Here is a 21,543-nt window from a genome sequence, read left to right on the forward strand (position 1 = left end):
GCACGGGGCCCGAGTGGCGTTCCCACCGGCGGCGGCTACATGCCGGCGATGAGCTTCTCCACCCTGTCGTCGACCGACCGGAAGGGGTCCTTGCACAGCACGGTGCGCTGCGCCTGGTCGTTCAGCTTGAGGTGGACCCAGTCGACGGTGAAGTCCCGTCGCTGCTCCTGGGCCCGGCGGATGAAGTCGCCGCGCAGCCTCGCCCGGGTGGTCTGCGGGGGCACCGACTTGCCCTCGAAGATCTTCAGGTCGTTGCAGATGCGGGCGGCCTGGCCCTTGCGCTCCAGGAGGTAGTACAGCCCGCGCCGGCGGTGGATGTCGTGGTACGCGAGGTCTATCTGGGCGACCCGCGGATGCGACATGGTCATGTTGTGCTTGGCCCGGTACCGCTCGATGAGCTTGTACTTCATGACCCAGTCGATCTCGGTGCCGATGCGGTCGAGGTCCTCGGCCTCGATCGCCTCCAGCGTGCGGCCCCAGAGCTCGAGGACCTGCTCGACGACGCCGGTGCGGATGCCGCGCCGGTCGACGAAGTCCACCGCCTTCTCGTAGTACTCCCGCTGCACCTCGAGCGCGGACGCCTCCCGCCCGCTGGCCAGGCGCACCTTGCGCTGGCCGGTGATGTCGTGGCTGACCTCGCGGATGGCCCGGATGGGGTTCTCCAGGGTCAGGTCGCGCATCACGGTGCCCGCCTCGATCATGCGCAGCACGAGGTCGGTCGCGCCGACCTTGAGGAGCATGGTCGTCTCGGACATGTTCGAGTCGCCGACGATGACGTGGAGGCGGCGGTAGCGCTCCGCGTCCGCGTGCGGCTCGTCGCGGGTGTTGATGATGGGGCGCGAGCGGGTGGTGGCGGAGCTGACGCCCTCCCAGATGTGCTCGGCGCGCTGGCTGACGCAGTAGACCGCGCCTCGCGGGGTCTGCAGCACCTTGCCGGCGCCGCAGAGCAGCTGCCGGGTGACGAGGAAGGGGATGAGGATGTCCGCGAGCCGGGAGAACTCTCCGTGGCGGGCGACGAGATAGTTCTCGTGGCAGCCGTAGGAGTTTCCCGCCGAGTCGGTGTTGTTCTTGAAGAGATAGACGTCGCCCGCGATTCCCTCCTCGTGCAGGCGGCGTTCGGCGTCGACGAGCAGGCCTTCGAGAATGCGCTCGCCGGCCTTGTCGTGTGTGACCAGTTCGGTCACATTGTCGCATTCGGGAGTTGCGTATTCCGGATGCGAGCCCACGTCGAGGTACAGACGGGCGCCGTTCCGCAGGAAGACATTGCTGCTGCGGCCCCATGAGACAACACGGCGGAAGAGGTAGCGCGCCACTTCGTCAGGTGACAGTCGGCGCTGTCCCCTGAACGTGCACGTGACGCCGTACTCGTTCTCCAGCCCGAAAATGCGGCGGTCCATGACTGAACATTACGCCTCACGGCCTGAGCTGAAACCGAGTTCGGCAGCACCGTTTCGATCATTTTCAGATGAGCCCGCGATGGAGGGCGAGATGTCCTTGGCGCCGGCGGGAGCTGCGAGTACCCGCTGAGTGGCCGTCAGGACGAGCAGGGCGGCTATTCCGCCCGCCCCTGCGACGGCGAAGCCCCAGGGGGTGCCGCCCAGCTCTACGGCGGGCCCGGCGAAGGCGGTGCCGACCGCGGCGCCCACGCCGAAGGTCGTGACCAGCCAGGAGAAGGCCTCGGTGACGGTGCCCGCCGGCGCGTGCCGGTCGACCACGATGAAGGCGCAGGCGATGGCGGGCGCGAGGAAGACGCCGGCGAGGGCGGACAGGGCGGTCATGGCGACCACGCCGGGGGTGAGGACGAGCGGCAGGTAGCAGAGCGCGAGCAGGGCGACGATGAGGCGCAGCCGCCGCTCCGGCGCGCCCGTCCACTGCCGTGCGCCGTAGGCCACGCCGCCGATGAGCGCGCCGAGGCCGAGGGCGGCCATCAGCCAGCCGTACACCGACGCGCGGCCGTGGTCGTCGGCGTACGCGACGCCGGCGACGGTTATCGAGCCGAGGGCGAGGCCCACGAAGAAGAACGCGCCGAGCAGCGCCAGCAGCCCGGGCGAGCGCAGCGCGCCCAGCCAGTGCGCCTCGCGGGGCGCGCTGCGCCAGGCTCGGGACGGGGCGGAGAGCACCACGGAGAGCGCGCCGAGCACGCCGACGACGTTGATGACCAGGAGCGCCGCGGCCGGCGAGAAGAGCGCCACGAGCAGGGTGACGAGCAACGGACCCACGGTGAACATGACTTCCTGGGCCACGGCGTCCATGGCGTACGCCCGGTGCACCCGGTCCTCGCGGCCGCCCAGGACGCTGGGCCACAGCGCCCTGAGCCCGCCTTCGAGGGGCGGCGTGAAGAGTCCGGCGACGGCGACCGCCGTGTACGCGAGGGGCAGCGCGCCGATGCCGACGACGGCGAAGAGCGCCATGCCGAGGGCGGAGACGACGGCGGCGGGGAGCTGTACGCGCGGCTGTCCGTACAGGTCGACGGCGCGGCCGAGGAGGGGCTGGCCGACGGCGGTGGCCAGGCCGTACACGGCGGCGAGGGCGCCGGCGAGGGTGTAGCTGCCGCCCTCGGCGCGGGTGAACAGGACGATCGCGATGTGGCCGGTGCCGTTGGGGAGACGTCCCACGAGCGTCCCGGCGAGCAGCCGGGCGGCGTGCGGCGCTCTGAGGATGTCGAGGTATCCGGTGGCCCCGGCCATGATCCGCCCTTCTCCCCCGGCGGCGAGCCGAGGTTTTACGTATAACGTCGTCCGTCATACGTACCATGTCGACAGCCCACGGGTCCACCCACCGACTGAGGACGGCCTCCATGTCACACGCCCCGCCGAGCCGCCCCACCAGCAGGGACGTGGGCCGTCTCGCCGGGGTCTCGCAGGCCACCGTCTCGCTCGTGCTGGGCGACAAGTGGCGCGGGCGCGTCTCCGAGCGGACCGCGCAGGCCGTGCGGGAGGCCGCGCAGGAGCTCGGATACCGGCCGAATCTCGCGGCCCGCAGCCTCCGGCTCGGACAGACCAGGACCGCCCTCCTCGTGGTGCCGGCCCTGACCAACGAATTCTTCGCCCGCGTCTACACCGGCGCGGCGGCCGTCGCCGCCGAGCACGGGTTCGGCGTCGTCCTCTACCCCTCCCCCGAGGGCGTCGGCCCCGCGAGGGACCCCTTCGCCTCGGCACGGGCGGCGCTCGACGGGGTGATCGCCTCCTCCATGGCCGCAGAGGCCCTCGACGCCATCCGGGGCACCGACCTCCCGCTCGTGATGCTCGACAGCGACCCGGCCGAGTCGGGCGCCGCGGCCCATGTGAACCTCGACATCGCGGACGGGATGCGGCAGATGACGGACCATCTGCTGGCCCTCGGCCACCGCCGTTTCCTGCACCTCTCCTCGGCCGTCCCGTCCTGGACCTTCGACGTGCGCGCCCGCGCGCTCCAGGAGCGCCTGCGCTCCGTCCCGGACGCCCGGCTGCACCAGGTCTCCGCGCCCCTGGACGTGCCCGGCGGGCGCGAGGCCGCGCTGCGGGCCCTGGCCGCGCCCGGACCGCGCGCCACCGCGGTCGTCTGCGACGACGACGTCCTGGCCGCCGGCGCGTGCAAGGCCGTGCGCCGACTGGGACTGCGGGTGCCCGAGGACGTCTCGGTCACCGGCTTCGACGACCTCGCGCTCGCGACGGCCGTCGAGCCCGAGCTCACCACCCTCAGCCTGCCCGCCGAACAGGTCGGCGAACGGGGCATGGCCGCGCTGCTCGCCGTGCTCGACGGCCGCCCGCCCGAGGAGGGCGACCTGCCGGTGACGCTGGTCGTACGGGACTCCTCCGCGCCCGCCCCCACGCGCTGACCACGCGCCGGGCCCACGCCCTCCCGCGCCGCCGTGTGCCCGCCTGTGCCCGCCTGTGCCGTCCTGCGCCGCCCCTCGCCCCCACGCCCGCACACCGCTCCCGCGCGGCGGCTTGACAACGACCCCTGCGCTTGAGCCCGTGCGCCCCGTCGTGGAACGATCACGATCATGATGAGTTCGGCGGAGACCCCCATCGACGCCACCTTGATCGGGACCGTCCCCGCGCCGGACCGCGTGGAGCCCCTGCCCGAGGGCCGCCTCGCCGTCTGGACCGACCACCGACTGGAGATCCACGACCGCGACGCGTTCCTCGCCGGCAACGGCTCCCCGCTCCACGCCCAGCCCCTCCCGCCCGACGCCAGCGCCACCCCGCTGCCCGCCGGCGGCCTCGTCGCCGCCGAGACCGCCAGGATCCGCCGGATCGGCCCCGACGGCCGCGACCGCTGGGAGGTCGCCCACGCCCCCTGGCACGGCAGCCAGTGGAGCTCCAGACCGCCCGGATCACCCGCGGTGAGCCCCGACGGCCGTCACGTCAGCGTCGTCGTGCCGACGCTCGCGGCCAAAGGCGCCCCAGCCGTGCTCGTCTACGACGACGCACAAAAGCGCGAGTACGCCCGCGACACGCTGCTCCTCCTCGACGCCGCCACCGGCGAGGTCCTGGCCCGCCGGCCCATCGGGGCCGTCGCCTCCGACGTGACCCAGCGATGGCATCCGGACGGCTCGCTCCTCGCCCTCTCCTGCTGGACCGCCTGGCACAGCTGGTCGACCTGGTGGATCGAGCCGCGCCACGACGGACTGCACATCCGCGGCGGCGCCCCGATGCGCGAGGTGATCGACTTCGTGCCCGGCGCCTCACGCGTGCTCACGATCCGCCGCGCCGAGGGCATCGCCCCCAACGACGACCGCGACGAGCTCGCCTCCCACGAGATGGCCTCCGACGACCCGCACACCCTCATCGACCTCGGCACACTGGCCGTGGACCCCGACAACGACGAGTTCTCCGACGCGTTCCTGCTGGACTCCGCGCACGTCCTGGTCACCGGCCAGATCTATCTGCCCGGCCGGCCGGCGACCGTACGCCACTGGCTCTGCGACGCGGCCACCCTGAAGCCCCTGGGCCGGGTCCGCTACCCGGCGCCGGTCGGCTGCGAGGCGGTCCCGCTCGGCGACGGAAGCTGGCTCACACGGCGCGGGGAGCGCATGCACCACTGGGCGCTGCCCTAGGCCCTCCCAGGCAGCACGGAAAGCGCCCCGGACCGCGCGGGGCGGTCCGGGGCGCCTGCGGACAAGCCGAGGCGGCTACTCGCCGTCGTCGGTCTCCTCGTCCGACGGCGCGTCCGTCGGAGTGGACGCGGCGCCGTCGGCCTCCAGCAGCCGGGACAGCTGCCGTCCGACGATGCGCTTGAACTTGCGCTGCTGCGGGCGCGTACGGTCCAGGACCGCAACCTCAAGGCGCTCGGCGGGAATCTCCCGCTCCGTGCCGTTGGTCTGATTGGACAGGGCCTGCACAGCCAGCTTCAGCGCCTCGGCCAGGGACATTCCCTCCCGGTGCCGCTGATCGAGGAAGGTGCTGATCTGCTCGGCGTTGCCGCCCACCGCGACCGAGCCATGCTCGTCCACGATCGAGCCGTCGTGCGGCAGCCGATAGATCTGGTCGCCGTCCGGCGTGACGCCCACCTCGGCGACGACCAGCTCCACCTCGTACGGCTTCTCGGCCGCGCTGGAGAAGATGGTGCCCAGCGTCTGGGCGTAGACGTTGGCCAGCCCACGAGCCGTCACATCGTCGCGGTCGTAGGTATATCCACGCAGATCGGCATAGCGGACGCCGCCGATGCGCAGGTTCTCGTACTCGTTGTACTTGCCGGCCGCGGCGAAGCCGATGCGGTCGTAGATCTCGCTGAACTTGTGCAGCGCACGGGACGGGTTCTCGCCGACGAACACGATGCCGTCGGCGTACTGCAGCACTACGAGGCTGCGACCACGGGCGATGCCCTTACGGGCGTACTCCGCCCGGTCCTGCATGGCCTGTGCTGGGGAGACATAGAACGGCGTCGTCACCGGCTATCCGTCCCTTTCTGTCAGTGGCTGGGGAGCACCGCCCGGCGGTAGCTGGGGGAACATGTCAGAGCAGCGCGGCGCGCGGGCCGTCGGGCTGCTCGAGACGGCGCTCCAGGATGGAGCGGGCGATCTCGGAGGACTCCGCCTCGGTGAGCCGGCGGAAGCCGTCGTCGGTGATGACGGTCACGATCGGGTAGATCCGCCGGGCCACATCGGGTCCGCCGGTCGCCGAGTCGTCGTCGGCCGCGTCGTACAGCGCCTGGATGACCAGGGTGGTGGCCTGCTGCTCCGTCAGGTCCTCGCGGTAGAGCTTCTTCATCGCTCCCCGGGCGAAGATCGAGCCGGAGCCGGTGGCCGCGTAGCCGTGCTCCTCGGAGCGGCCGCCCGTCACGTCGTAGGAGAAGATGCGGCCCTTCTCGCGGTCGACGTCCCAGCCGGCGAAGAGCGGGACCACGGCCAGGCCCTGCATCGCCATGCCGAGATTGCTGCGGATCATGGTGGAGAGCCGGTTGGCCTTGCCCTCCAGGGAGAGTTGGGCGCCTTCGACCTTCTCGAAGTGCTCCAGCTCCAGCTGGAAGAGCTTGACCATCTCCACCGCGAGGCCGGCGGTGCCGGCGATGCCCACGGCCGAGTACTCGTCGGCCGGGAAGACCTTCTCGATGTCGCGCTGCGCGATCATATTGCCCATCGTCGCCCGCCGGTCGCCGGCGAGCACCACGCCGCCGGGGAACGTCGTCGCCACGATGGTCGTGCCGTGCGGGGCCTCGATCGCTCCCTGCAAGGGCGGCAGCACGCGCTTGCCGGGCAGCATGTCCGGGGAGTGCTGGCCCAGGAAGTCCATGAAGGACGAGGAGCCCGGCGTCAGGAAGGCAGCTGGTAGACGCCCGGTGCTACGAGTGTTGGCTTCCACGCGTTTCCCTCCAGATATGCGATGGCCCGACCCAGGGTGTCAGGATCGTCTCCCAACTTGCCGATGCCCGAATTGCAGTTGAAGCACAGTACGCCACGGACCCTACCCGTCTCGTGGCAGTGATCCACATGAACTGCGGGAGCGGCGAGACAGATCGAGCAGACACCCATCTGGGACCGGATCATCTCGTCCCGGTCGGCCTCGGTGATGCCGTACTGCCTCTTGAGGTGCCCCGCCCGCCCTTGAATGACCCGGCACGCCTTGCAACGCGTCGACAAGCCGTCAGAGGCGCTGGCATTGCGATGCCACTCCTCGTGAGGCTTTGTCTCGCCGCACCCATGACAGAACTTGTACCCCGCGGGAACCGGGACCCTCGGTCGCACCTTCCTGCCCTTGGCCAGCTGCCGTGCCTGATGGTATTCAGCCCAGCATTCCCGGCAGTACGCCTGCAGCCCGTCACGAGTCGATCTGTTGCTTGCGAAGGCTGCCCGCGGTCTCCACTCACCGCACCGCGAGCAGCGCTTCACGCCGTCCTCGCCTGACACGTTCACACTCTCACCGACGCCTTCGATTTGAAGGCGAAGTCACTGTCCACCCTTCTGAACGAAGGACCGCACGAAGTCCTCGGCGTTCTCCTCGAGGACATCGTCGATCTCGTCGAGCACCGAGTCGACGTCGTCGCTCAGCTTCTCCTGGCGTTCCTTGAGGTCTTCCGCAGCCTGCGCGTCCTGCGCCTGCTCCTCGACCTCCTCGGTGGAACGAGTGGCCTTCTGCTGTCCGCCGCCGGTGTCCTTGGTCGCCATACACCTCACCCCGCTCGGTTCGACGCTCTTGATCAGACCCTACAAGCCGGGTCCGACATCGGCCCCGCACTTGACTCAACGTCCGGGGACCACCTTCATGATTCCCTGACGAGGACCATTTCAGCCCCCGGACAGCACGCGGACCAGGTCTTCCGCGGTACGGCACCGGTCCAGGAGCTCCTTGACGTGGTTGCGCGTGCCGCGCAGCGGCTCCAGGGTCGGGACCCGCTGCAGGGAGTCACGGCCCGGCAGATCGAAGATGACCGAGTCCCAGGAGGCCGCGGCCACGTCGTCGGCGTACTGCTCCAGACAGCGGCCCCGGAAATAGGCGCGCGTGTCCTCAGGAGGCTTCGTCTCGGCCCGCTCCACGGCCGGCTCGTCCAGCAGCCGCTTCATCTTCCCGCGGGCCGCCAGACGGTTGTACAGGCCCTTGTCGGGGCGTACGTCGGCGTACTGGAGGTCCACCAGATGGAGGCGTGCCGCGTCCCAGTCCAGGCTGTCCCGCCTTCGGTAGCCCTCCATGAGCTCCCGCTTGGCGATCCAGTCCAGCTCGCCGGACAGGCTCATCGGGTCGTTCTCGAGCCGGTTGAGCGTGTCCTCCCAGCGGACCAGGACGTCCTTGGTCTGGTCGTCGGCGTCCGCGCCGAAACGCTCCTCCACGTACTTGCGGGCCAGCTCGAAGTACTCCATCTGGAGCTGGACAGCGGTGAGTGTCCGGCCGCTGCGCAGAGTGATCAGCCTTTGGAGCGTCGGATCGTGGGAGACCTGGTGCAGTGTGCGCACCGGCTGGTCGACCGCCAGGTCGACGGCGATGAAGCCGTCCTCGATCATGGACAGGACCAGGGCCGTCGTGCCCAGCTTGAGGTAGGTCGAGATCTCCGACAGGTTCGCGTCGCCGATGATCACATGGAGGCGGCGGTACTTCTCGGCGTCGGAGTGGGGCTCGTCGCGGGTATTGATGATCGGCCGCTTCAGGGTGGTCTCCAGGCCGACCTCGACCTCGAAATAGTCCGCTCGCTGGCTGATCTGGAACCCGTGCTCGTGGCCGTCCTGGCCGATTCCGACCCGTCCCGCGCCGGTGACGACCTGGCGGGAGACGAAGAACGGCGTCAGATGGCGCACGATGTCCGAGAAGGCGGTCTCCCGCTTCATCAGGTAGTTCTCGTGCGTGCCGTAGGACGCGCCCTTGTTGTCGGTGTTGTTCTTGTACAGGTGGATCGGCTGGGCCCCGGGCAGCTGGGCGGCGCGCTCGGCGGCCTCCGCCATGATCCGCTCGCCGGCCTTGTCCCACAGGACGGCGTCGCGCGGATTGGTGACCTCGGGCGAGCTGTACTCGGGGTGGGCGTGGTCGACGTACAGCCGCGCGCCATTGGTGAGGATCACATTGGCCAGGCCGATGTCCTCGTCCGTGAGCTGGCTCGAGTCGGCGGCCTCGCGGGCGAGGTCGAAGCCGCGGGCGTCCCGCAGCGGATTCTCCTCCTCGAAGTCCCAGCGGGCGCGCCGCGCCCTGTGCATCGCCGCCGCGTAGGCGTTGACGATCTGGGACGAGGTGAGCATGGCATTGGCGTTCGGGTGGCCCGGGACGGAGATTCCGTACTCCGTCTCGATGCCCATTACTCGCCGTACGGTCATGCGGCCCTCCTTGCCCGGCGGCGCTCCCCTCCGGGAACGGCGCTCAAGTACCGCTGTTGCTCCGGTGCGTGTGCGGTGCCCGTCCCCGCACTGCGCGACTCGGCGGTACCGAAGAGCCTAGAACGCCTCTGCGCTGGTGGGGAGATCAATTTCGTCATTGCTCCGGTGTGGTCGGACCTGTCGGGAAAGCAACCGGCTGCGGATGCTCGTCCCCCCTGCCTTCGGCGGGGGGACCCCCAGCATCCGCAGCCGATATGCGATCTACAGGTACTGACCGGTGTTCGCCACCGTGTCGATGGAACGCCCGGTGTCCGCGCCCTGCTTTCCGGTGACGAGGGTGCGGATGAAGACGATCCGCTCGCCCTTCTTGCCGGAGATCCTGGCCCAGTCGTCCGGGTTGGTGGTGTTGGGCAGGTCCTCGTTCTCCTTGAACTCGTCCACGCAAGCCTGGAGGAGGTGGGAGACCCGAAGGCCCTTCTGGTTGTGGTCGAGGAAGGCCTTGATGGCCATCTTCTTGGCCCGGTCGACGATGTTCTGGATCATCGCGCCGGAGTTGAAGTCCTTGAAGTAGAGGACTTCCTTGTCGCCGTTGGCGTACGTGACCTCGAGGAAGCGGTTCTCCTCGGATTCCGCGTACATCTGCTCCACGACGGACTGGATCATCGCGTGGGCAGCGGCGTCCTTCGAGCCGCTGTGCTCGGACAGGTCGTCCGCGTGCAGCGGCAGCGAGGCCGTGAGGTACTTGGCGAAGATGTCCTTCGCCGCCTCCGCGTCCGGACGCTCGATCTTGATCTTGACGTCGAGCCGGCCCGGTCGCAGGATCGCGGGGTCGATCATGTCCTCGCGGTTGGAGGCGCCGATGACGATGACGTTCTCCAGGCCCTCCACACCGTCGATCTCGGCGAGCAGCTGGGGGACGATGGTGTTCTCCACGTCCGAGCTGACACCGGAGCCGCGGGTGCGGAAGAGGGACTCCATCTCGTCGAAGAAGACGATGACGGGGGTGCCCTCGCTGGCCTTCTCACGAGCACGCTGGAAGACGAGGCGGATGTGCCGCTCGGTCTCGCCGACGTACTTGTTGAGGAGCTCGGGGCCCTTGATGTTGAGGAAGTAGCTCTTCCCCGCGGGCTGGCCGGTCACCTCGGCGACCTTCTTGGCAAGGGAGTTGGCGACGGCCTTGGCGATGAGCGTCTTGCCGCAGCCTGGCGGGCCGTAGAGCAGGATGCCCTTCGGCGGGCGCAGTTCGTGCTCCTTGAAGAGGTCCGGGTAGAGGTAGGGAAGCTCGACCGCGTCGCGGATCATCTCGATCTGGCCGCCCAGACCGCCGATCTTCTCGTAGTCGACGTCCGGGACCTCTTCGAGGACGAGCTCTTCGACCTCGCTCTTGGGGACCACCTCGTAGACGTAGCCGGAGCGGGGCTCGAGCAGCAGGGCGTCGCCGGGGCGGATGGTGATGTCCAGCAGCGGCTCCGCGAGCCGCACCACCCGTTCCTCGTCGGTGTGCCCGACCACCAGGGCGCGCTCGCCGTCCTCGAGGATCTCCTTGAGGGTGACGATGTCCCCGGCGCGCTCGTACTCCATGGCCTCGACCACGTTGAGCGCCTCGTTGAGCATGAGTTCCTGGCCGCGCCGGAGCTCGTCGAGCTCGACGCTGGGGCTGACGTTCACCCGGAGCTTGCGGCCCCCGGTGAAGATGTCGCATGTGCCGTCCTCGTTCGCCTGCAGGAAGACACCGAAGCCGGCCGGCGGCTGTGCGAGCCGGTCGACCTCCTCCTTGAGGGCCACGATCTGGTCGCGGGCCTCACGGAGCGTATTGGCGAGCCGCTCGTTCTGAGCGGACACGCCGGCCAGGTTCGTCTGCAGCTCGACGATCCGCTCTTCGAGAATCCTCGTATGACGCGGAGAGTCGGCGAGCTTGCGGCGCAGGACGGCGATTTCCTGCTCGAGATAGGCAACCTGGCCGGCTGGGTCTTCAGACCCCCGCCCCGGCCGGATGCCGCGGTTGATGTCGTCGTCGTGGGCTGCCACGGTCCTCACCTCCTCCAAGGGGAGCTGGACGCTTCCTGACCCTACCTGGGTGGGTGGTGATTGAAACCCCTAGATCACAAAGACGGTAGGGGTGTGTCCGATCTTCACCCTTGCGCTCTCCCTCACGCCAGGGGAATACCCACCCATCAACATCGGAAAGCCGCCGGTTGTATCGTCGAACTGTTCAACACCCGTCAGGGCTGGCGCGACTTGCTTCACATTGCTACACCCGACGAAGGAAACGGCAGGAGATATGACCGTGCAGCACGAGGTCCCCACCGAAGGCGTCGGAGAGGCTCTGGAGGTCTGGATCGATCAGGACCTCTGCACTGGGGACGGGATCTGCGCGCAGTACGCCCCCGAGGTCTTCGAGCTCGACATCGACGGGCTCGCCTATGTGAAGAGCGCCGACGACGAGCTTCTGCAGGCCCCGGGCGCGACAACGCCGGTGCCGCTGCCCCTGCTGCGCGACGTGGTGGACTCCGCCAAGGAGTGCCCGGGCGACTGCATCCATGTACGGCGGGTCGCGGACAGCGTCGAGGTGTACGGCCCCGACGCGGAGTGACGGATCACACACCCCGCGCGTCGGCCTGGGCGGTCCGGACGAACTTCCCGCCCTGCCAGCGCCACTTGACCTTCTCCTGCACGTCCGGGCAGCAGCTGGGCACGCTCGGCGACGAGTAGCCGAAGAGGGTCGCCGTGACCGCTCCGTCACGGACGGCGAAGTCGCCGACGCTCAGCTTCTGGGCGGGCTCCACCAGGGTCGCCACCACGCGGGAGCCGTCCGGCGTGCGGGTCAGCACGTAGACGCCGCTGGGCGGGGTGCCCGAGCCCGCGTCGCAGCGGGCCACGGCGACGGTCTCGGGACTGCCGTCGCCGTCGAGGTCGCCGGTGGCCTTCTTGGTCACGACGCTCTTCGCCCCGCCGCAGGCGAGCGGGAAGGCCGCCGTGTCCGCGTCGGGCGCGGGGGCGGGGTCGGGGGCCGCGACGGCGCCCGTCCCGGGTCCGGCGCCGCCTGCCTGGGAGGCGGTGGCGGCCTCGGGCTGCAGCAGTCCCGCCGCCGCGACGACCGCGGCCATGGCCGCCGCCGTGGCGAGCCAGTGCACCGGGCGGGCGTGGGTGTGCGCGAGGTCCGGTACGGCGGAGGTCTGCACGCGGATGTCTCCTGTGAAGGCGGTGCCGGTGGGGGTGGCTCGCATCGTGCCATAGGTCACATGCGGTGTGGAACAGGGGGGTCCGACGTGTCTGTCAGGAATCCGGCTGGGTCCGTCAAGAAGGGGTCAACGCCAGGACGCCGCCGCCGAGTTCTCCGCGGGGATGCGGGAACTCGGCGGCGGCGTCCGCACGTTGTCTGATTGTTCCGGTTCAGCCCTTGTTGGGGCCTTCGTAGTCGTCGCCGTACGCGCCCTTGGCGGGGCGGCGGCGGCGCATCGGCGGCTCCACGCCGTCAGCGAGCCGTCGGGCGGTGACCAGGAAGCCGGTGTGGCCGATCATCCGATGGTCCGGACGGACGGCCAGGCCCTCGACGTGCCAGTTGCGGATCATCGACTCCCACGGCTGCGGCTCGGCGAAGCAGCCGATCTCGCGGATGGACTCGACGGTCCGCGCGAGCTGGGTGGTGGTCGCGACGTAGCAGCAGAGGATGCCGCCGGGCACGAGCGCCTTGGAGACGGCCTCCAGGCACTCCCAGGGGGCGAGCATGTCCAGGATCACGCGGTCGACGTCGGCGTCGGTCAGGTTGTCCTGGAGGTCGCCGACGGTGAGCTGCCAGGCGGGGTGCGGCTCCCCGAAGTAGCGCTCCACGTTCTGCTGGGCGATCTCGGCGAAGTCCTCGCGGCGCTCGTAGGAGTGCAGCATGCCGTGGTCGCCGATGGCACGCAGCAGGAAGGCGCTCAGCGAGCCCGAACCCACCCCGGCCTCCACGACGCGCGCGCCGGGGAAGATGTCGGCGAAGGCCAGGATCTGGCCCGCGTCCTTGGGGTAGACCACGGCGGCGCCGCGGGGCATGGACAGGACGTAGTCGGGGAGCAGGGGGCGCAGCGCGAGGTAGGCGACGTTTCCCGTGGTTCGGACAACACTGCCCTCGGGAGCGCCGATCAGCTCGTCGTGCGGGAAGGAACCCTTGTGGGTGTGGAAATTCTTCCCGGCTTCGAGCGTGAACGTGTAGTGGCGTCCCTTGGGGTCGGTGAGCTGGACCTGGTCCCCGACCTTGAAGGGCCCGCGTCGGCGGGCGGCACCGGTCGGTTCGGACATGTGACCAGCCTACCGGCCCTGACCGGCCCCGAGGACCAAGTCCGGGCGTGGGGGCGCGCGGCCGGGCGGCCCGCGCGCTCCCCCGGGGGGTCAGGACGCCGGCCTCGGTGTCGGGACCGCGGCGTCGGGGTCAGGACTGCGGGCGGGCCATGGCGGCGACGAAGGCGCGTTCCACGTCCGCCGTGGAGAGCACGCCGTAGATCTCTCCCGTGGCCTCCACCACGAGGTACTCCGTCGCCGGGGACTCCCTGAGCTTGTCGAGGAGCGCCTCGCCCGCCAGCTCCGCGGAGACCTTCATGCCCTCGGTGAGCTCCTGGGCGAGGCCGCTGACCGCGACCCAGGGGCGACGGTGCTCGGGGACGCCGACGATGGCCGTCTCCCGGACCAGCGCCTTCGGCTCGCCGTGGCCGTCGACGACGACCAGGGCGCGCGCGCCGGCCTCGTTGGCGCGGCGCAGGGCCTCGGAGAGCGGGGTGTCGGACTCGACGGGGACCGCGCGCCGGGTGAGGGTGCGGGCCTCCAGCTCGGGGAGGTGCTCACGCAGCCGGGCCATGCGCAGGCTGTTGCCCGCGCCGGTCCAGATGATCGCCGCGAGGATCGCCGCCAGCAGGGCGTCGGTGACCGTCTCCATGCCGCCGATGTCCTCGGTGGCGTTGCCGAGGGCGCCGGTGTGGGTGAGCAGCGGGAGGCCGACGAGGACTGCGACGGCCAGCGCGCGGCCGACCCAGGCCGCGGCGACCGTGCCGGCCATCGGCCTGCCGGTGATCTTCCAGACGACGGCGCGCAGCATCCGGCCGCCGTCCAGCGGCAGGCCGGGCAGCAGGTTGAACGCGGCGACGATCAGGTTGGAGATCATCAGGCCGGCCAGCAGCACGCCGGGGACGGTGCCCGGCTCCACGGCCTTCATCCCGAGGTAGAAGACGCCGGACAGGACGAGGGAGAGCAGCGGGCCGACGAAGGCGAGGACGAACTCGCGGCCGGGGGTCTCGGACTCCTTCTCGATCTCCGAGACGCCGCCGAAGAACTGGAGCTGGATACGGCGCACCGGGAGCTTGAACCGGAGCGCGGCGATGGTGTGCGCCAGCTCGTGCACCAGCACGGAGGCGTAGAAGGCGACCGCGAAGAAGAGCGAGACGAGGTAGCGTGCGCCTCCGAGCTCGGGGAGCACGCGGTCGAGCTGGCCGCCGAAGACCCAGGTGATCAGGGCCGCGACGATGAACCAGCTGGGGGCGACGTACACCGGCACGCCGAAGGGGCGGCCCATCAGAATGCCGCCGCCCGGGCCGTCGGAGCGCGGCGGCTTGTCGCGGTCGGGGGGCGGACCCTCCGTGCCGGACCGCGGCCGCTCGCGCTCGCCGCTCGTGTCGTCCTCGTTCACGGGTTCCCTTCTTCGAGACTGGCCGCTCGCTCGATCATCCCTGCGCGAGGGTCTGAGGTCGATGGTATTCCGCTCGCTGTCAGTGGCGGGCCGTAGGGTCTGAGTCATGAGTACGAGTCAGCAGCCCTCCTCGTTGTCGCCGTCGCGGGCGAGCGACTTCATGCAGTGTCCCCTGCTGTACCGGTTCCGGGTGATCGACAGGCTTCCGGAGAAGCCCAGCGAGGCGGCTACCCGCGGGACGCTGGTGCACGCCGTGCTGGAGCGGCTCTTCGACGACCCGGCGGTGGAGCGGACGGCGCCGCGGGCGAAGGCGATGATTCCGGGGCAGTGGCAGCGGCTGCTGGAGTCGAGGCCGGAGCTGGGCGAGCTGTTCGCCGAGGACGCGGAGGGCGAGCGGCTGGGGCGGTGGCTGGGCGAGGCGGAGCAGCTGGTCGAGCGGTGGTTCTCGCTGGAGGATCCGACGCGGCTGGAGCCCGCGGAGCGGGAGATGTTCGTCGAGACGGAGCTGGAGTCGGGGCTACGGCTGCGCGGCGTCATCGACCGGGTCGACGTGGCGCCCAGCGGCGAGGTGCGGATCGTCGACTACAAGACGGGCAAGGCGCCGCGCCCGGAGTACAGCGAGGGCGCGCTGTTCCAGATGAAGTTCTACGCCCTGGTGATCTGGCGGCTGAAAAACGTCGTTCCCAGGCGGCTTCAGCTGGTGTATCTGGGCAGCGGCGACGTACTGACGTACGACCCGGTGCCGGCGGACCTGGAGCGCATCGAGCGCAAGCTGCTGGCGCTGTGGGACGCGATCCGGCTGGCGACCGAGACGGGCGACTGGCGGCCCCGGCCGACCAAGCTCTGCGGCTGGTGCGACCACCAGGCGGTCTGTCCGGAATTCGGGGGCACTCCCCCGGTATATCCGCTGAGCGTTTCCCCGGCGGCTTCGGCGGAGGATGACCAGGGCAGAATGGGCCCGGTCTAGAAGAAGGAGTACCCGTGGCTATCCGCGTCCTACTGGTCGACGACCAACCGCTGCTGCGCACCGGCTTCCGGATGATTCTGGAGGCGGAGCAGGACATCGCGGTCGTCGGCGAGGCCGGGGACGGCCTCCAGGCGCTCGACCAGGTGCGGGCGCTGCAGCCCGATGTGGTGCTGATGGACATCCGGATGCCGCGGATGGACGGCGTCGAGGCGACCCGGCAGATCACCGGTCCTGGGCGGGACGGCCCGGCGAAGGTGCTGGTGCTGACCACGTTCGACCTCGACGAGTACGTGGTGGAGGCGCTGCGGGCGGGGGCGAGCGGCTTCCTGCTGAAGGACGCGCCCGCCAATGAGCTCGTGCAGGCGATCCGGGTGGTCGCGGCGGGCGAGGCGATGCTGGCTCCGAGCATCACGCGGCGGCTGCTGGACAAGTACGCGGACCATCTGCCGTCGGGCGAGGAGCCGGTTCCGGACACGCTGAACACGCTGACGGAGCGCGAGGTCGAGGTGCTGAAGCTGGTCGCGCGGGGGCTGTCGAACGCGGAGATCGCGGCCGATCTGTTCGTCAGCGAGACGACGGTCAAGACGCATGTGGGCCATGTGCTGACGAAGCTGGGGCTGCGGGACCGGGTGCAGGCGGCGGTGTACGCGTACGAGAGTGGGTTGGTGCGGCCGGGAGCGCAGTGATCTGGGGGCCGGGGACCTGGGACCTGCTGGGGCACCGCCCCAGACCCCGCGCCTCAAACTCCCCCAGACTTCGTCCGGGGGGACCCCCACGGGGCTGGATTGGGCCGCCCGAGCCTGAAGGAGGCACCCCCGAACCAGGCCGCCTCAAGCGCCGGCGGGGCTGGATTTGGCCACCTGAGTCTGGAGGAGGCCCCTCCGAACCAGGCCGCCTCAAGCTCCCCCAGACTTCGTCCGGGGGGACCCCCACGGGGCTGGGTAGGCGCGGGGATCAGGGGTTTGACCCCGGGCCCCGCGCCTGGAGGGCGGGCTAGGCCTCCTTCTTCAGCTCCCAGAAGCGGAAGACCGTCGAGGCGTCCAGGGTCCACTCCAGGCCCCTGACGCTGCCGTAGGCCACCGCGTACTGCTTGCCCTGCCAGAGGGGGAGGATCGGGAGGTCGGCCGCGACCTCGTCCTGGAGGGTTCCGTACTGGTCCTCCGTCGAGGCGCGGTCCGCGACGGCCGCCGTCGCCGGGAGGATCGTCTCGGTGATCTTCTTGTTCTCGTAGTTGTTGCCGAGAACATTGCCCTCGCCGAAGAACGGCTGCGTGAAGTTGTCCGGGTCCGGGTAGTCCGGAACCCAGCCCTTCACATAGACGCCGTACTTCCCGGCCGCGATGTCCTTCTCGTACTGCTCGAAGCTGACCGACTTCACCGTCGCGTCGAACAGGCCGCTCGCGTTGAGCTGCTTGGCGATCGCGTTCATCTCGTGGTCGGTGGCCGGGCCGAAGCGGGTCGGCGTGGACCAGAGGGTGAGCTGGACCTTGCCGGTGATCCCGGCGGAGCGCAGCGCCTGCTGGGCCCGCTCCGGCTGCGGAGTGCCGCCGTACAGGTCGAAGAAGGCGGTGTTGTGGCCGGTGATGCCGGCCGGGACGATCGAGTACAGCGGGGTCGCCGTGGACTGGTACACGTCCCGCACCAGCGCGTCGCGGTCGATGAGGTGCGCGATGGCCTTGCGGACGCCCAGCTTGCCGACGACGGGGTCGTTGAGGTTGAAGACCAGGTGCTGGACCTCGGCGCTGGTGCCCTCGACGACCTCGATGCCCGCGGCGTCGGCCGAGGCCGAGCCCTGGAGGTCGGTGATGACGTCCACCGGGAGGCCGCGGTAGGCGACGTCGACCTTGCCCTTGCTGAGCGCGGAGGCCAGCTCCTTCTGGTCGCCGTGGAAGAACTTCAGGGTGACGCCGGAGTTCTGTGCCTGGGCGGTTCCCTTGTACTCGTCGTTGAGGGCGAAGGCCGCCTCGCCGTCGCCGAACGAGTCGAGCTTGTACGGCCCCGAGCCGACCGCCTTGCCGTCGGTGCGCAGCTGGTCGGCCGGGTACTCGCGGTGGTCGACGATGGAGCCGGCGCCCGAGGCGATCTTGCTCGGGAACGTGGCGTCGGGGACCTTGAGTTCGAAGACGACGGTCTTGTCGTCCGGCGTCTTGATCTTGTCGATCGTGGAGAGCAGAGGCAGCGGGCCGTCGTCGCTGGCGATCTTCTGGACGCGCTCGAAGGAGAACTTCACGTCCTCGGAGGTGAGGCTGTTGCCGTTGCTGAACTTCAGACCGTCGCGCAGGGTGCAGCGGTAGACCTTGCTGCCGCCCTTGTCGAAGGTGCAGTTCTCGGCGGCCTCCGGCTGGGGCGTGGAGCTGCCCTTGGGGAAGCTGAGCAGCGACTGGAACACGTTGTTGAACAACAGCCAGGAGCCCGGGTCGTACCCTGCCGCCGGGTCGGTGGACAGGACCTCGTCCGCCATGCCGATGACGAGCGATTCGCTGTCGCCCGCGGCGGCCCCGTCCTTGTCGTTGCCGCAGCCGCTCAGCAGACCGGCGGCCAGCCCCGCAGCGAGCGGGGCCGTCAGCCACTTGTTACGTGCCTTCACAGAACCGTGCCTCTGTCTCGTGTACCGGCGGGCGGCGATTTGCCCCGCCGAATTCTGATCGGGGGTCAGGCGCCGCCGCGCCCCAGCTCCCACAGCTGCAGATCGGAGCTGGAGTTGAGCACCCACTCCACTCCGGTGATCTCGTCGCGGGCCGCGACGTACTGCTTGCCCTGCCACAGCGGGAGCACGGGGACGTCGTTCGCGACGATCTCCTGCATCTGCGTGAAGGCCTGGGACGCCGCGCTGCGGTCGGCCTGGCGGCGCGACTGCGGGATGAGCTCGCGGGCGACGTCGCTGACGTAGGGCGTGTTGAGGAAGTTGCCCTCGTCCAGGAACGGGGCGATGTAGTTGTCCGGGTCCGGGAAGTCGGGGAACCAGCCGAGGCCGTAGACGGCGTAGTCGCCGTTCTTCTGGGCGGGGCGGAACGTCGACCACTCGGCGCCCTCGACGCTGACGTCGAAGAGCTTCGTCGCGTTCAGCTGGTCGCGCAGCGCCTCGAACTCCTTGGCGGTGCCCTCGCCGTAGTGGTCGGTGGTGTAGTGGAGCTTCAGCTTCACCGGTGTGGCGACGTCCGCGCCGCTGAGGATGGCCTCGGCCTTCTGGCGGCTGGGCTCGCCGTACTTCTTGTAGAAGGAGTTGGTGTGGGCGGCGATGCTCGACGGGATCAGCGAGTAGAGCGGCTCGGCTGTCGCGCCGTACACCTGGCCGGCGATCTGGCCGCGGTCGACGACGGCGGCCATGGCCTGGCGGACGGCCTTGTTCTTCACCGACGGGTCCTCGGTGTCGAAGGCGAGGTAGCGGATCTCCAGGCCGGGCACCTCGGTGAGCTCGACGCCCTCTGTGGGGTTCTCCGACAGCTCCTTGATCTGCCCGGGGGACATCGCGCGGGTCATCAGGTCGACGTCGCCGGACTCGAGGGCGTTGCCCATGGACTCGGCGTCGTCGAAGGAGCGGAGCTCGACCTCGTCGTTGCGGAGTTTGAGGTCGCCCTTGTACTCGGGGTTCCTATTGAAGACGATCTTGGTGAGCCGCTCGCCGTCGGTCTCGGTCTTCATGGTGTAGGGGCCCGATCCGTCCACCTGGAAGCCCTCGCGGAGCTTCTTGCCGTCGTAGTTCTTCTTGCTGACGATGGCGGCGGCCGGTGTCGAGAGCTTGTACGGGAAGGTCGCGTCGGGCGTCGAGAGGTGGAAGACCACCTCGTCTCCAGCGGCGTCGATGGAGGCGATGTTCGACAGCAGTGCGGCGGTGCCGTTGTCGGCGTCGATGTCCAGGACGCGCTGGATGGAGAACTTGACGTCCTCGGCGGTGACCGGCGTGCCGTCGGCGAACTTCAGCCCGGGGCGCAGCGTGCAGCGGTAGGTCTCGCTGGCCTTGCCCTTGAAGGAGCAGGACTTGGCGGCGTCGGGCACCGGCTCGCCGCCGCCGCGCGGGGCGTGCATCAGCGTCTGGAGGGTCTGGCGGAGCACGTTCCAGGCGCCGGTGTCGTAGGCGTAGGCCGGGTCGAGGGGCGCGGGGGCGTCCTGGGTCGCGGTGAACTGGTCCGTGGTGCCCACGACGATGGCGTTGTCGCTGCTGGACGCGCCGACCGTGCTGCCGCAGGCGACGAGCGCGGGCGCGAGCAGTCCGGCCACGGCCGGCAGCACCAAGGTCTTGCGGTTCATCCTGGACGTTCTCCTCATACGGCACTGCGGTTCAGCGTTGTCGGCGCGCGGGCACTCCGCCGCGGCCGCTCGTTCGGAGCGGTGCGTCGGGCCGGGTAAACAGGGCGATCGGCACTGTGCTCCCCATGGCTGGGTGGCCGCCGAGACTCGTCGGTGATGCGACGGAGTTCTCGCGATGAGATTAGTAGGCGATGCCAGGAATGCTTGACCAGGCCCGAGTTGGGCCGTAAGCGCTGAGTGATCAGTAATGCCGGTGAGTGGATGGCTATGCCATGGATGATTCGTACACGGCTCCATCAATCCGGACACAAAGGTGCGCCCGGCGTCTCATGATCGAGACGCCGGGCGGCTGGGGCGCGGGCCAGGGGCGCACTCACAGTGACGAACGTCACGCGGTGAATTCATCTGTCAGGGCCACGGCAAAGTAAGCGGAGGGCCACGGAAAGGAAAAGAGCGGACGCCCGGAGTTTTCCCCGCATTCAAGAAACACGGACAGTACACGCATCAGTTCAGCGTGGTGATGAGCGTACGGAGAAAGACAAGGTCGACTTCTTCGAGCGAGCGGACGATCACCCGGCCGTCGGCGGGCGCGATCGGCGCCACCGACGGCACCGCCACGACCCGGCAGCCCGCCGCCTCCGCGGCCGCCACACCGGTCGCGGTGTCCTCGATGACCGCGCATCTGGCCGGGTCGGCGCCCAGGCCGCGGGCGGCGATCAGATACGGGTCCGGGTGGGGCTTGGTGCGCGCCACCTCGTCGCCGGCCACCGACAGCGCGAAGTGCTGCGGGCCGAGCGAGGCCAGGACGCGGTCGATGATGCGCCGGTGGGAGGCCGAGACCAGGGCGGTGGGCACATTGTGCGCGGCCAGCTCGGCCAGCAGGCGGGCGGCGCCCGGCATCAGCGGCACGCCGCGGCCGATGCGGTCCTCGAAGCGCTCGTTGAGCAGCACGGTCAGCTCGGCGAGGGTGATGTCCGCGCCGGTGGCCTCGATGAGATAGCCGGCGCTGCGGGTCATGGGGCCGCCGACCACCACGTCCCGCCATGATTCGTCGAGCCGGTGGCCGAGGTCCGCGAAGACCTCCACCTCGGCGTCCCACCAGAAGCCCTCGGTGTCCACGAGGGTGCCGTCCATGTCGAGGAAGACCGCCTGAAGGGCGGAGCCCTCGGCTGAACGGGTCAAGGACGCGGGGACCGTACTGGTCATCCGGCACACCTCCATGAGGGACGAGAAGGCCGGCCGCCTTCGCCGCGGGGGCTCCCCGCTGGAAAAGGCGACCGGCCTGCACTGGACCGACCAGTGTACGACGAGTACGACTAACGTGCGTTGAAGTACTTCGCCTCGGGGTGGTGGATGACGATCGCGTCGGTGGACTGCTCGGGGTGGAGCTGGAACTCCTCGGAGAGCTCGACGCCGATCCGCTCGGGCTCCAGGAGCGCGGCGATCTTCG

20 protein-coding genes are annotated in these 21,543 nt (G+C 69.8%); 5 read left to right on the forward strand and 15 right to left on the reverse strand.

Features of this window, described 5'->3' with window-relative positions; translation table 11 throughout:
• Positions 1 to 35: 35 nt before the first annotated feature.
• Both pafA and AB0M39_RS29275 read right to left on the reverse strand, forming a co-directional pair.
• Positions 36 to 1,397 (reverse strand): Pup--protein ligase, encoded by a 1,362-nt coding sequence (pafA, locus tag AB0M39_RS29270; RefSeq protein WP_356910987.1) that lies wholly within the window; start codon positions 1,395 to 1,397, stop codon positions 36 to 38.
• Between the two features lie 9 nt (positions 1,398 to 1,406).
• On the reverse strand, positions 1,407 to 2,687 hold the full coding sequence (locus tag AB0M39_RS29275) for an MFS transporter (protein WP_365368956.1): 1,281 nt from the start codon (positions 2,685 to 2,687) through the stop codon (positions 1,407 to 1,409).
• Between the two features lie 110 nt (positions 2,688 to 2,797).
• On the opposite strand from AB0M39_RS29275, the gene AB0M39_RS29280 reads away from it, so the two are divergent.
• Together AB0M39_RS29280 and AB0M39_RS29285 are read left to right on the forward strand one after the other, a co-directional pair.
• Entirely contained in the window at positions 2,798 to 3,817 is a 1,020-nt protein-coding gene (locus tag AB0M39_RS29280) for a LacI family DNA-binding transcriptional regulator (protein ID WP_365368957.1), read from the forward strand.
• A gap of 168 nt (positions 3,818 to 3,985) precedes the next feature.
• The gene (locus AB0M39_RS29285) at positions 3,986 to 5,041 is read left to right on the forward strand and encodes a hypothetical protein (RefSeq protein ID WP_365368958.1); all 1,056 of its coding nucleotides are present in this window, start codon (positions 3,986 to 3,988) and stop codon (positions 5,039 to 5,041) included.
• 75 nt (positions 5,042 to 5,116) lie between these two features.
• Here the strand turns inward: AB0M39_RS29285 and prcA are convergent, their stop codons facing one another.
• The 6 genes from prcA to arc form a co-directional block, all read right to left on the reverse strand.
• Entirely contained in the window at positions 5,117 to 5,875 is a 759-nt protein-coding gene (gene prcA, locus AB0M39_RS29290; protein WP_365368959.1) for a proteasome subunit alpha, read from the reverse strand.
• Positions 5,876 to 5,939: 64 nt separating this feature from the next.
• The gene (gene prcB / locus AB0M39_RS29295) at positions 5,940 to 6,785 is read right to left on the reverse strand and encodes a proteasome subunit beta (RefSeq protein ID WP_365368960.1); all 846 of its coding nucleotides are present in this window, start codon (positions 6,783 to 6,785) and stop codon (positions 5,940 to 5,942) included.
• Entirely contained in the window at positions 6,737 to 7,330 is a 594-nt protein-coding gene (locus AB0M39_RS29300) for an endonuclease domain-containing protein (protein WP_365368961.1), read from the reverse strand. Before AB0M39_RS29300 ends, prcB begins: the two co-directional genes overlap by 49 nt.
• Positions 7,331 to 7,369: 39 nt before the next feature.
• Entirely contained in the window at positions 7,370 to 7,588 is a 219-nt protein-coding gene (locus AB0M39_RS29305) for a ubiquitin-like protein Pup (RefSeq protein ID WP_018848997.1), read from the reverse strand.
• A gap of 120 nt (positions 7,589 to 7,708) precedes the next feature.
• Positions 7,709 to 9,220, reverse strand: a complete 1,512-nt coding sequence (gene dop, locus AB0M39_RS29310) for a depupylase/deamidase Dop (RefSeq protein ID WP_365368962.1) — start codon at positions 9,218 to 9,220, stop codon at positions 7,709 to 7,711.
• Between the two features lie 261 nt (positions 9,221 to 9,481).
• Positions 9,482 to 11,248, reverse strand: a complete 1,767-nt coding sequence (arc, locus tag AB0M39_RS29315; RefSeq protein WP_365368963.1) for a proteasome ATPase — start codon at positions 11,246 to 11,248, stop codon at positions 9,482 to 9,484.
• A 253-nt stretch (positions 11,249 to 11,501) separates the two neighbouring features.
• On the opposite strand from arc, the gene AB0M39_RS29320 reads away from it, so the two are divergent.
• Complete coding sequence (locus AB0M39_RS29320) at positions 11,502 to 11,813, forward strand: ferredoxin (RefSeq protein WP_365368964.1); 312 nt, start codon at positions 11,502 to 11,504, stop codon at positions 11,811 to 11,813.
• A 4-nt stretch (positions 11,814 to 11,817) separates the two neighbouring features.
• Here AB0M39_RS29320 and AB0M39_RS29325 read toward each other — a convergent pair whose 3' ends face one another.
• The 3 genes from AB0M39_RS29325 to AB0M39_RS29335 form a co-directional block, all read right to left on the reverse strand.
• The gene (locus AB0M39_RS29325; RefSeq protein WP_365368974.1) at positions 11,818 to 12,402 is read right to left on the reverse strand and encodes a hypothetical protein; all 585 of its coding nucleotides are present in this window, start codon (positions 12,400 to 12,402) and stop codon (positions 11,818 to 11,820) included.
• A gap of 211 nt (positions 12,403 to 12,613) precedes the next feature.
• Entirely contained in the window at positions 12,614 to 13,501 is an 888-nt protein-coding gene (locus AB0M39_RS29330; protein ID WP_365368965.1) for a tRNA (adenine-N1)-methyltransferase, read from the reverse strand.
• A gap of 130 nt (positions 13,502 to 13,631) precedes the next feature.
• Complete coding sequence (locus AB0M39_RS29335) at positions 13,632 to 14,879, reverse strand: site-2 protease family protein (RefSeq protein ID WP_365368966.1); 1,248 nt, start codon at positions 14,877 to 14,879, stop codon at positions 13,632 to 13,634.
• Between the two features lie 106 nt (positions 14,880 to 14,985).
• Here AB0M39_RS29335 and AB0M39_RS29340 point away from each other — a divergent pair, with 106 nt between their 5' ends.
• Positions 14,986 to 15,846 carry a PD-(D/E)XK nuclease family protein gene (locus AB0M39_RS29340; protein ID WP_365368967.1) on the forward strand — a complete coding sequence of 287 codons (861 nt, stop codon included), beginning with the start codon at positions 14,986 to 14,988 and terminating at the stop codon, positions 15,844 to 15,846.
• A 14-nt stretch (positions 15,847 to 15,860) separates the two neighbouring features.
• Positions 15,861 to 16,532, forward strand: a complete 672-nt coding sequence (locus AB0M39_RS29345; RefSeq protein WP_365368968.1) for a response regulator transcription factor — start codon at positions 15,861 to 15,863, stop codon at positions 16,530 to 16,532.
• A gap of 307 nt (positions 16,533 to 16,839) precedes the next feature.
• Here AB0M39_RS29345 and AB0M39_RS29350 read toward each other — a convergent pair whose 3' ends face one another.
• The 4 genes from AB0M39_RS29350 to AB0M39_RS29365 form a co-directional block, all read right to left on the reverse strand.
• On the reverse strand, positions 16,840 to 18,432 hold the full coding sequence (locus tag AB0M39_RS29350) for an ABC transporter substrate-binding protein (RefSeq protein ID WP_365368969.1): 1,593 nt from the start codon (positions 18,430 to 18,432) through the stop codon (positions 16,840 to 16,842).
• Between the two features lie 65 nt (positions 18,433 to 18,497).
• Positions 18,498 to 20,093 carry an ABC transporter substrate-binding protein gene (locus AB0M39_RS29355; protein WP_365368970.1) on the reverse strand — a complete coding sequence of 532 codons (1,596 nt, stop codon included), beginning with the start codon at positions 20,091 to 20,093 and terminating at the stop codon, positions 18,498 to 18,500.
• 504 nt (positions 20,094 to 20,597) lie between these two features.
• Positions 20,598 to 21,299: an HAD family phosphatase gene (locus AB0M39_RS29360; protein ID WP_365368971.1), complete on the reverse strand. Its 702-nt coding sequence runs from the start codon at positions 21,297 to 21,299 to the stop codon at positions 20,598 to 20,600.
• A 110-nt stretch (positions 21,300 to 21,409) separates the two neighbouring features.
• On the reverse strand, positions 21,410 to 21,538 hold the full coding sequence (locus AB0M39_RS29365; RefSeq protein ID WP_365368975.1) for a vitamin B12 dependent-methionine synthase activation domain-containing protein: 129 nt from the start codon (positions 21,536 to 21,538) through the stop codon (positions 21,410 to 21,412).
• Between the last annotated feature and the right edge of the window lie 5 nt (positions 21,539 to 21,543).

The sequence above is a fragment of the Streptomyces sp. NPDC051907 genome (assembly GCF_040681075.1).
GTDB lineage: Bacteria > Actinomycetota > Actinomycetes > Streptomycetales > Streptomycetaceae > Streptomyces.

What these genes read in the sequence shown, in the direction of transcription:
- AB0M39_RS29305 (WP_018848997.1), bottom strand. Translation starts at nt 7,588, where the DNA reads ATGGCGACCAAGGACACCGGCGGCGGACAGCAGAAGGCCACTCGTTCC.
- AB0M39_RS29320 (WP_365368964.1), top strand. Translation starts at nt 11,502, where the DNA reads ATGACCGTGCAGCACGAGGTCCCCACCGAAGGCGTCGGAGAGGCTCTG.
- AB0M39_RS29340 (WP_365368967.1), top strand. Translation starts at nt 14,986, where the DNA reads ATGAGTACGAGTCAGCAGCCCTCCTCGTTGTCGCCGTCGCGGGCGAGC.
- AB0M39_RS29355 (WP_365368970.1), bottom strand. Translation starts at nt 20,093, where the DNA reads ATGAACCGCAAGACCTTGGTGCTGCCGGCCGTGGCCGGACTGCTCGCG.
- dop (WP_365368962.1), bottom strand. Translation starts at nt 9,220, where the DNA reads ATGACCGTACGGCGAGTAATGGGCATCGAGACGGAGTACGGAATCTCC.
- AB0M39_RS29285 (WP_365368958.1), top strand. Translation starts at nt 3,986, where the DNA reads ATGATGAGTTCGGCGGAGACCCCCATCGACGCCACCTTGATCGGGACC.
- pafA (WP_356910987.1), bottom strand. Translation starts at nt 1,397, where the DNA reads ATGGACCGCCGCATTTTCGGGCTGGAGAACGAGTACGGCGTCACGTGC.
- AB0M39_RS29280 (WP_365368957.1), top strand. Translation starts at nt 2,798, where the DNA reads ATGTCACACGCCCCGCCGAGCCGCCCCACCAGCAGGGACGTGGGCCGT.
- AB0M39_RS29360 (WP_365368971.1), bottom strand. Translation starts at nt 21,299, where the DNA reads ATGACCAGTACGGTCCCCGCGTCCTTGACCCGTTCAGCCGAGGGCTCC.
- AB0M39_RS29275 (WP_365368956.1), bottom strand. Translation starts at nt 2,687, where the DNA reads ATGGCCGGGGCCACCGGATACCTCGACATCCTCAGAGCGCCGCACGCC.
- AB0M39_RS29330 (WP_365368965.1), bottom strand. Translation starts at nt 13,501, where the DNA reads ATGTCCGAACCGACCGGTGCCGCCCGCCGACGCGGGCCCTTCAAGGTC.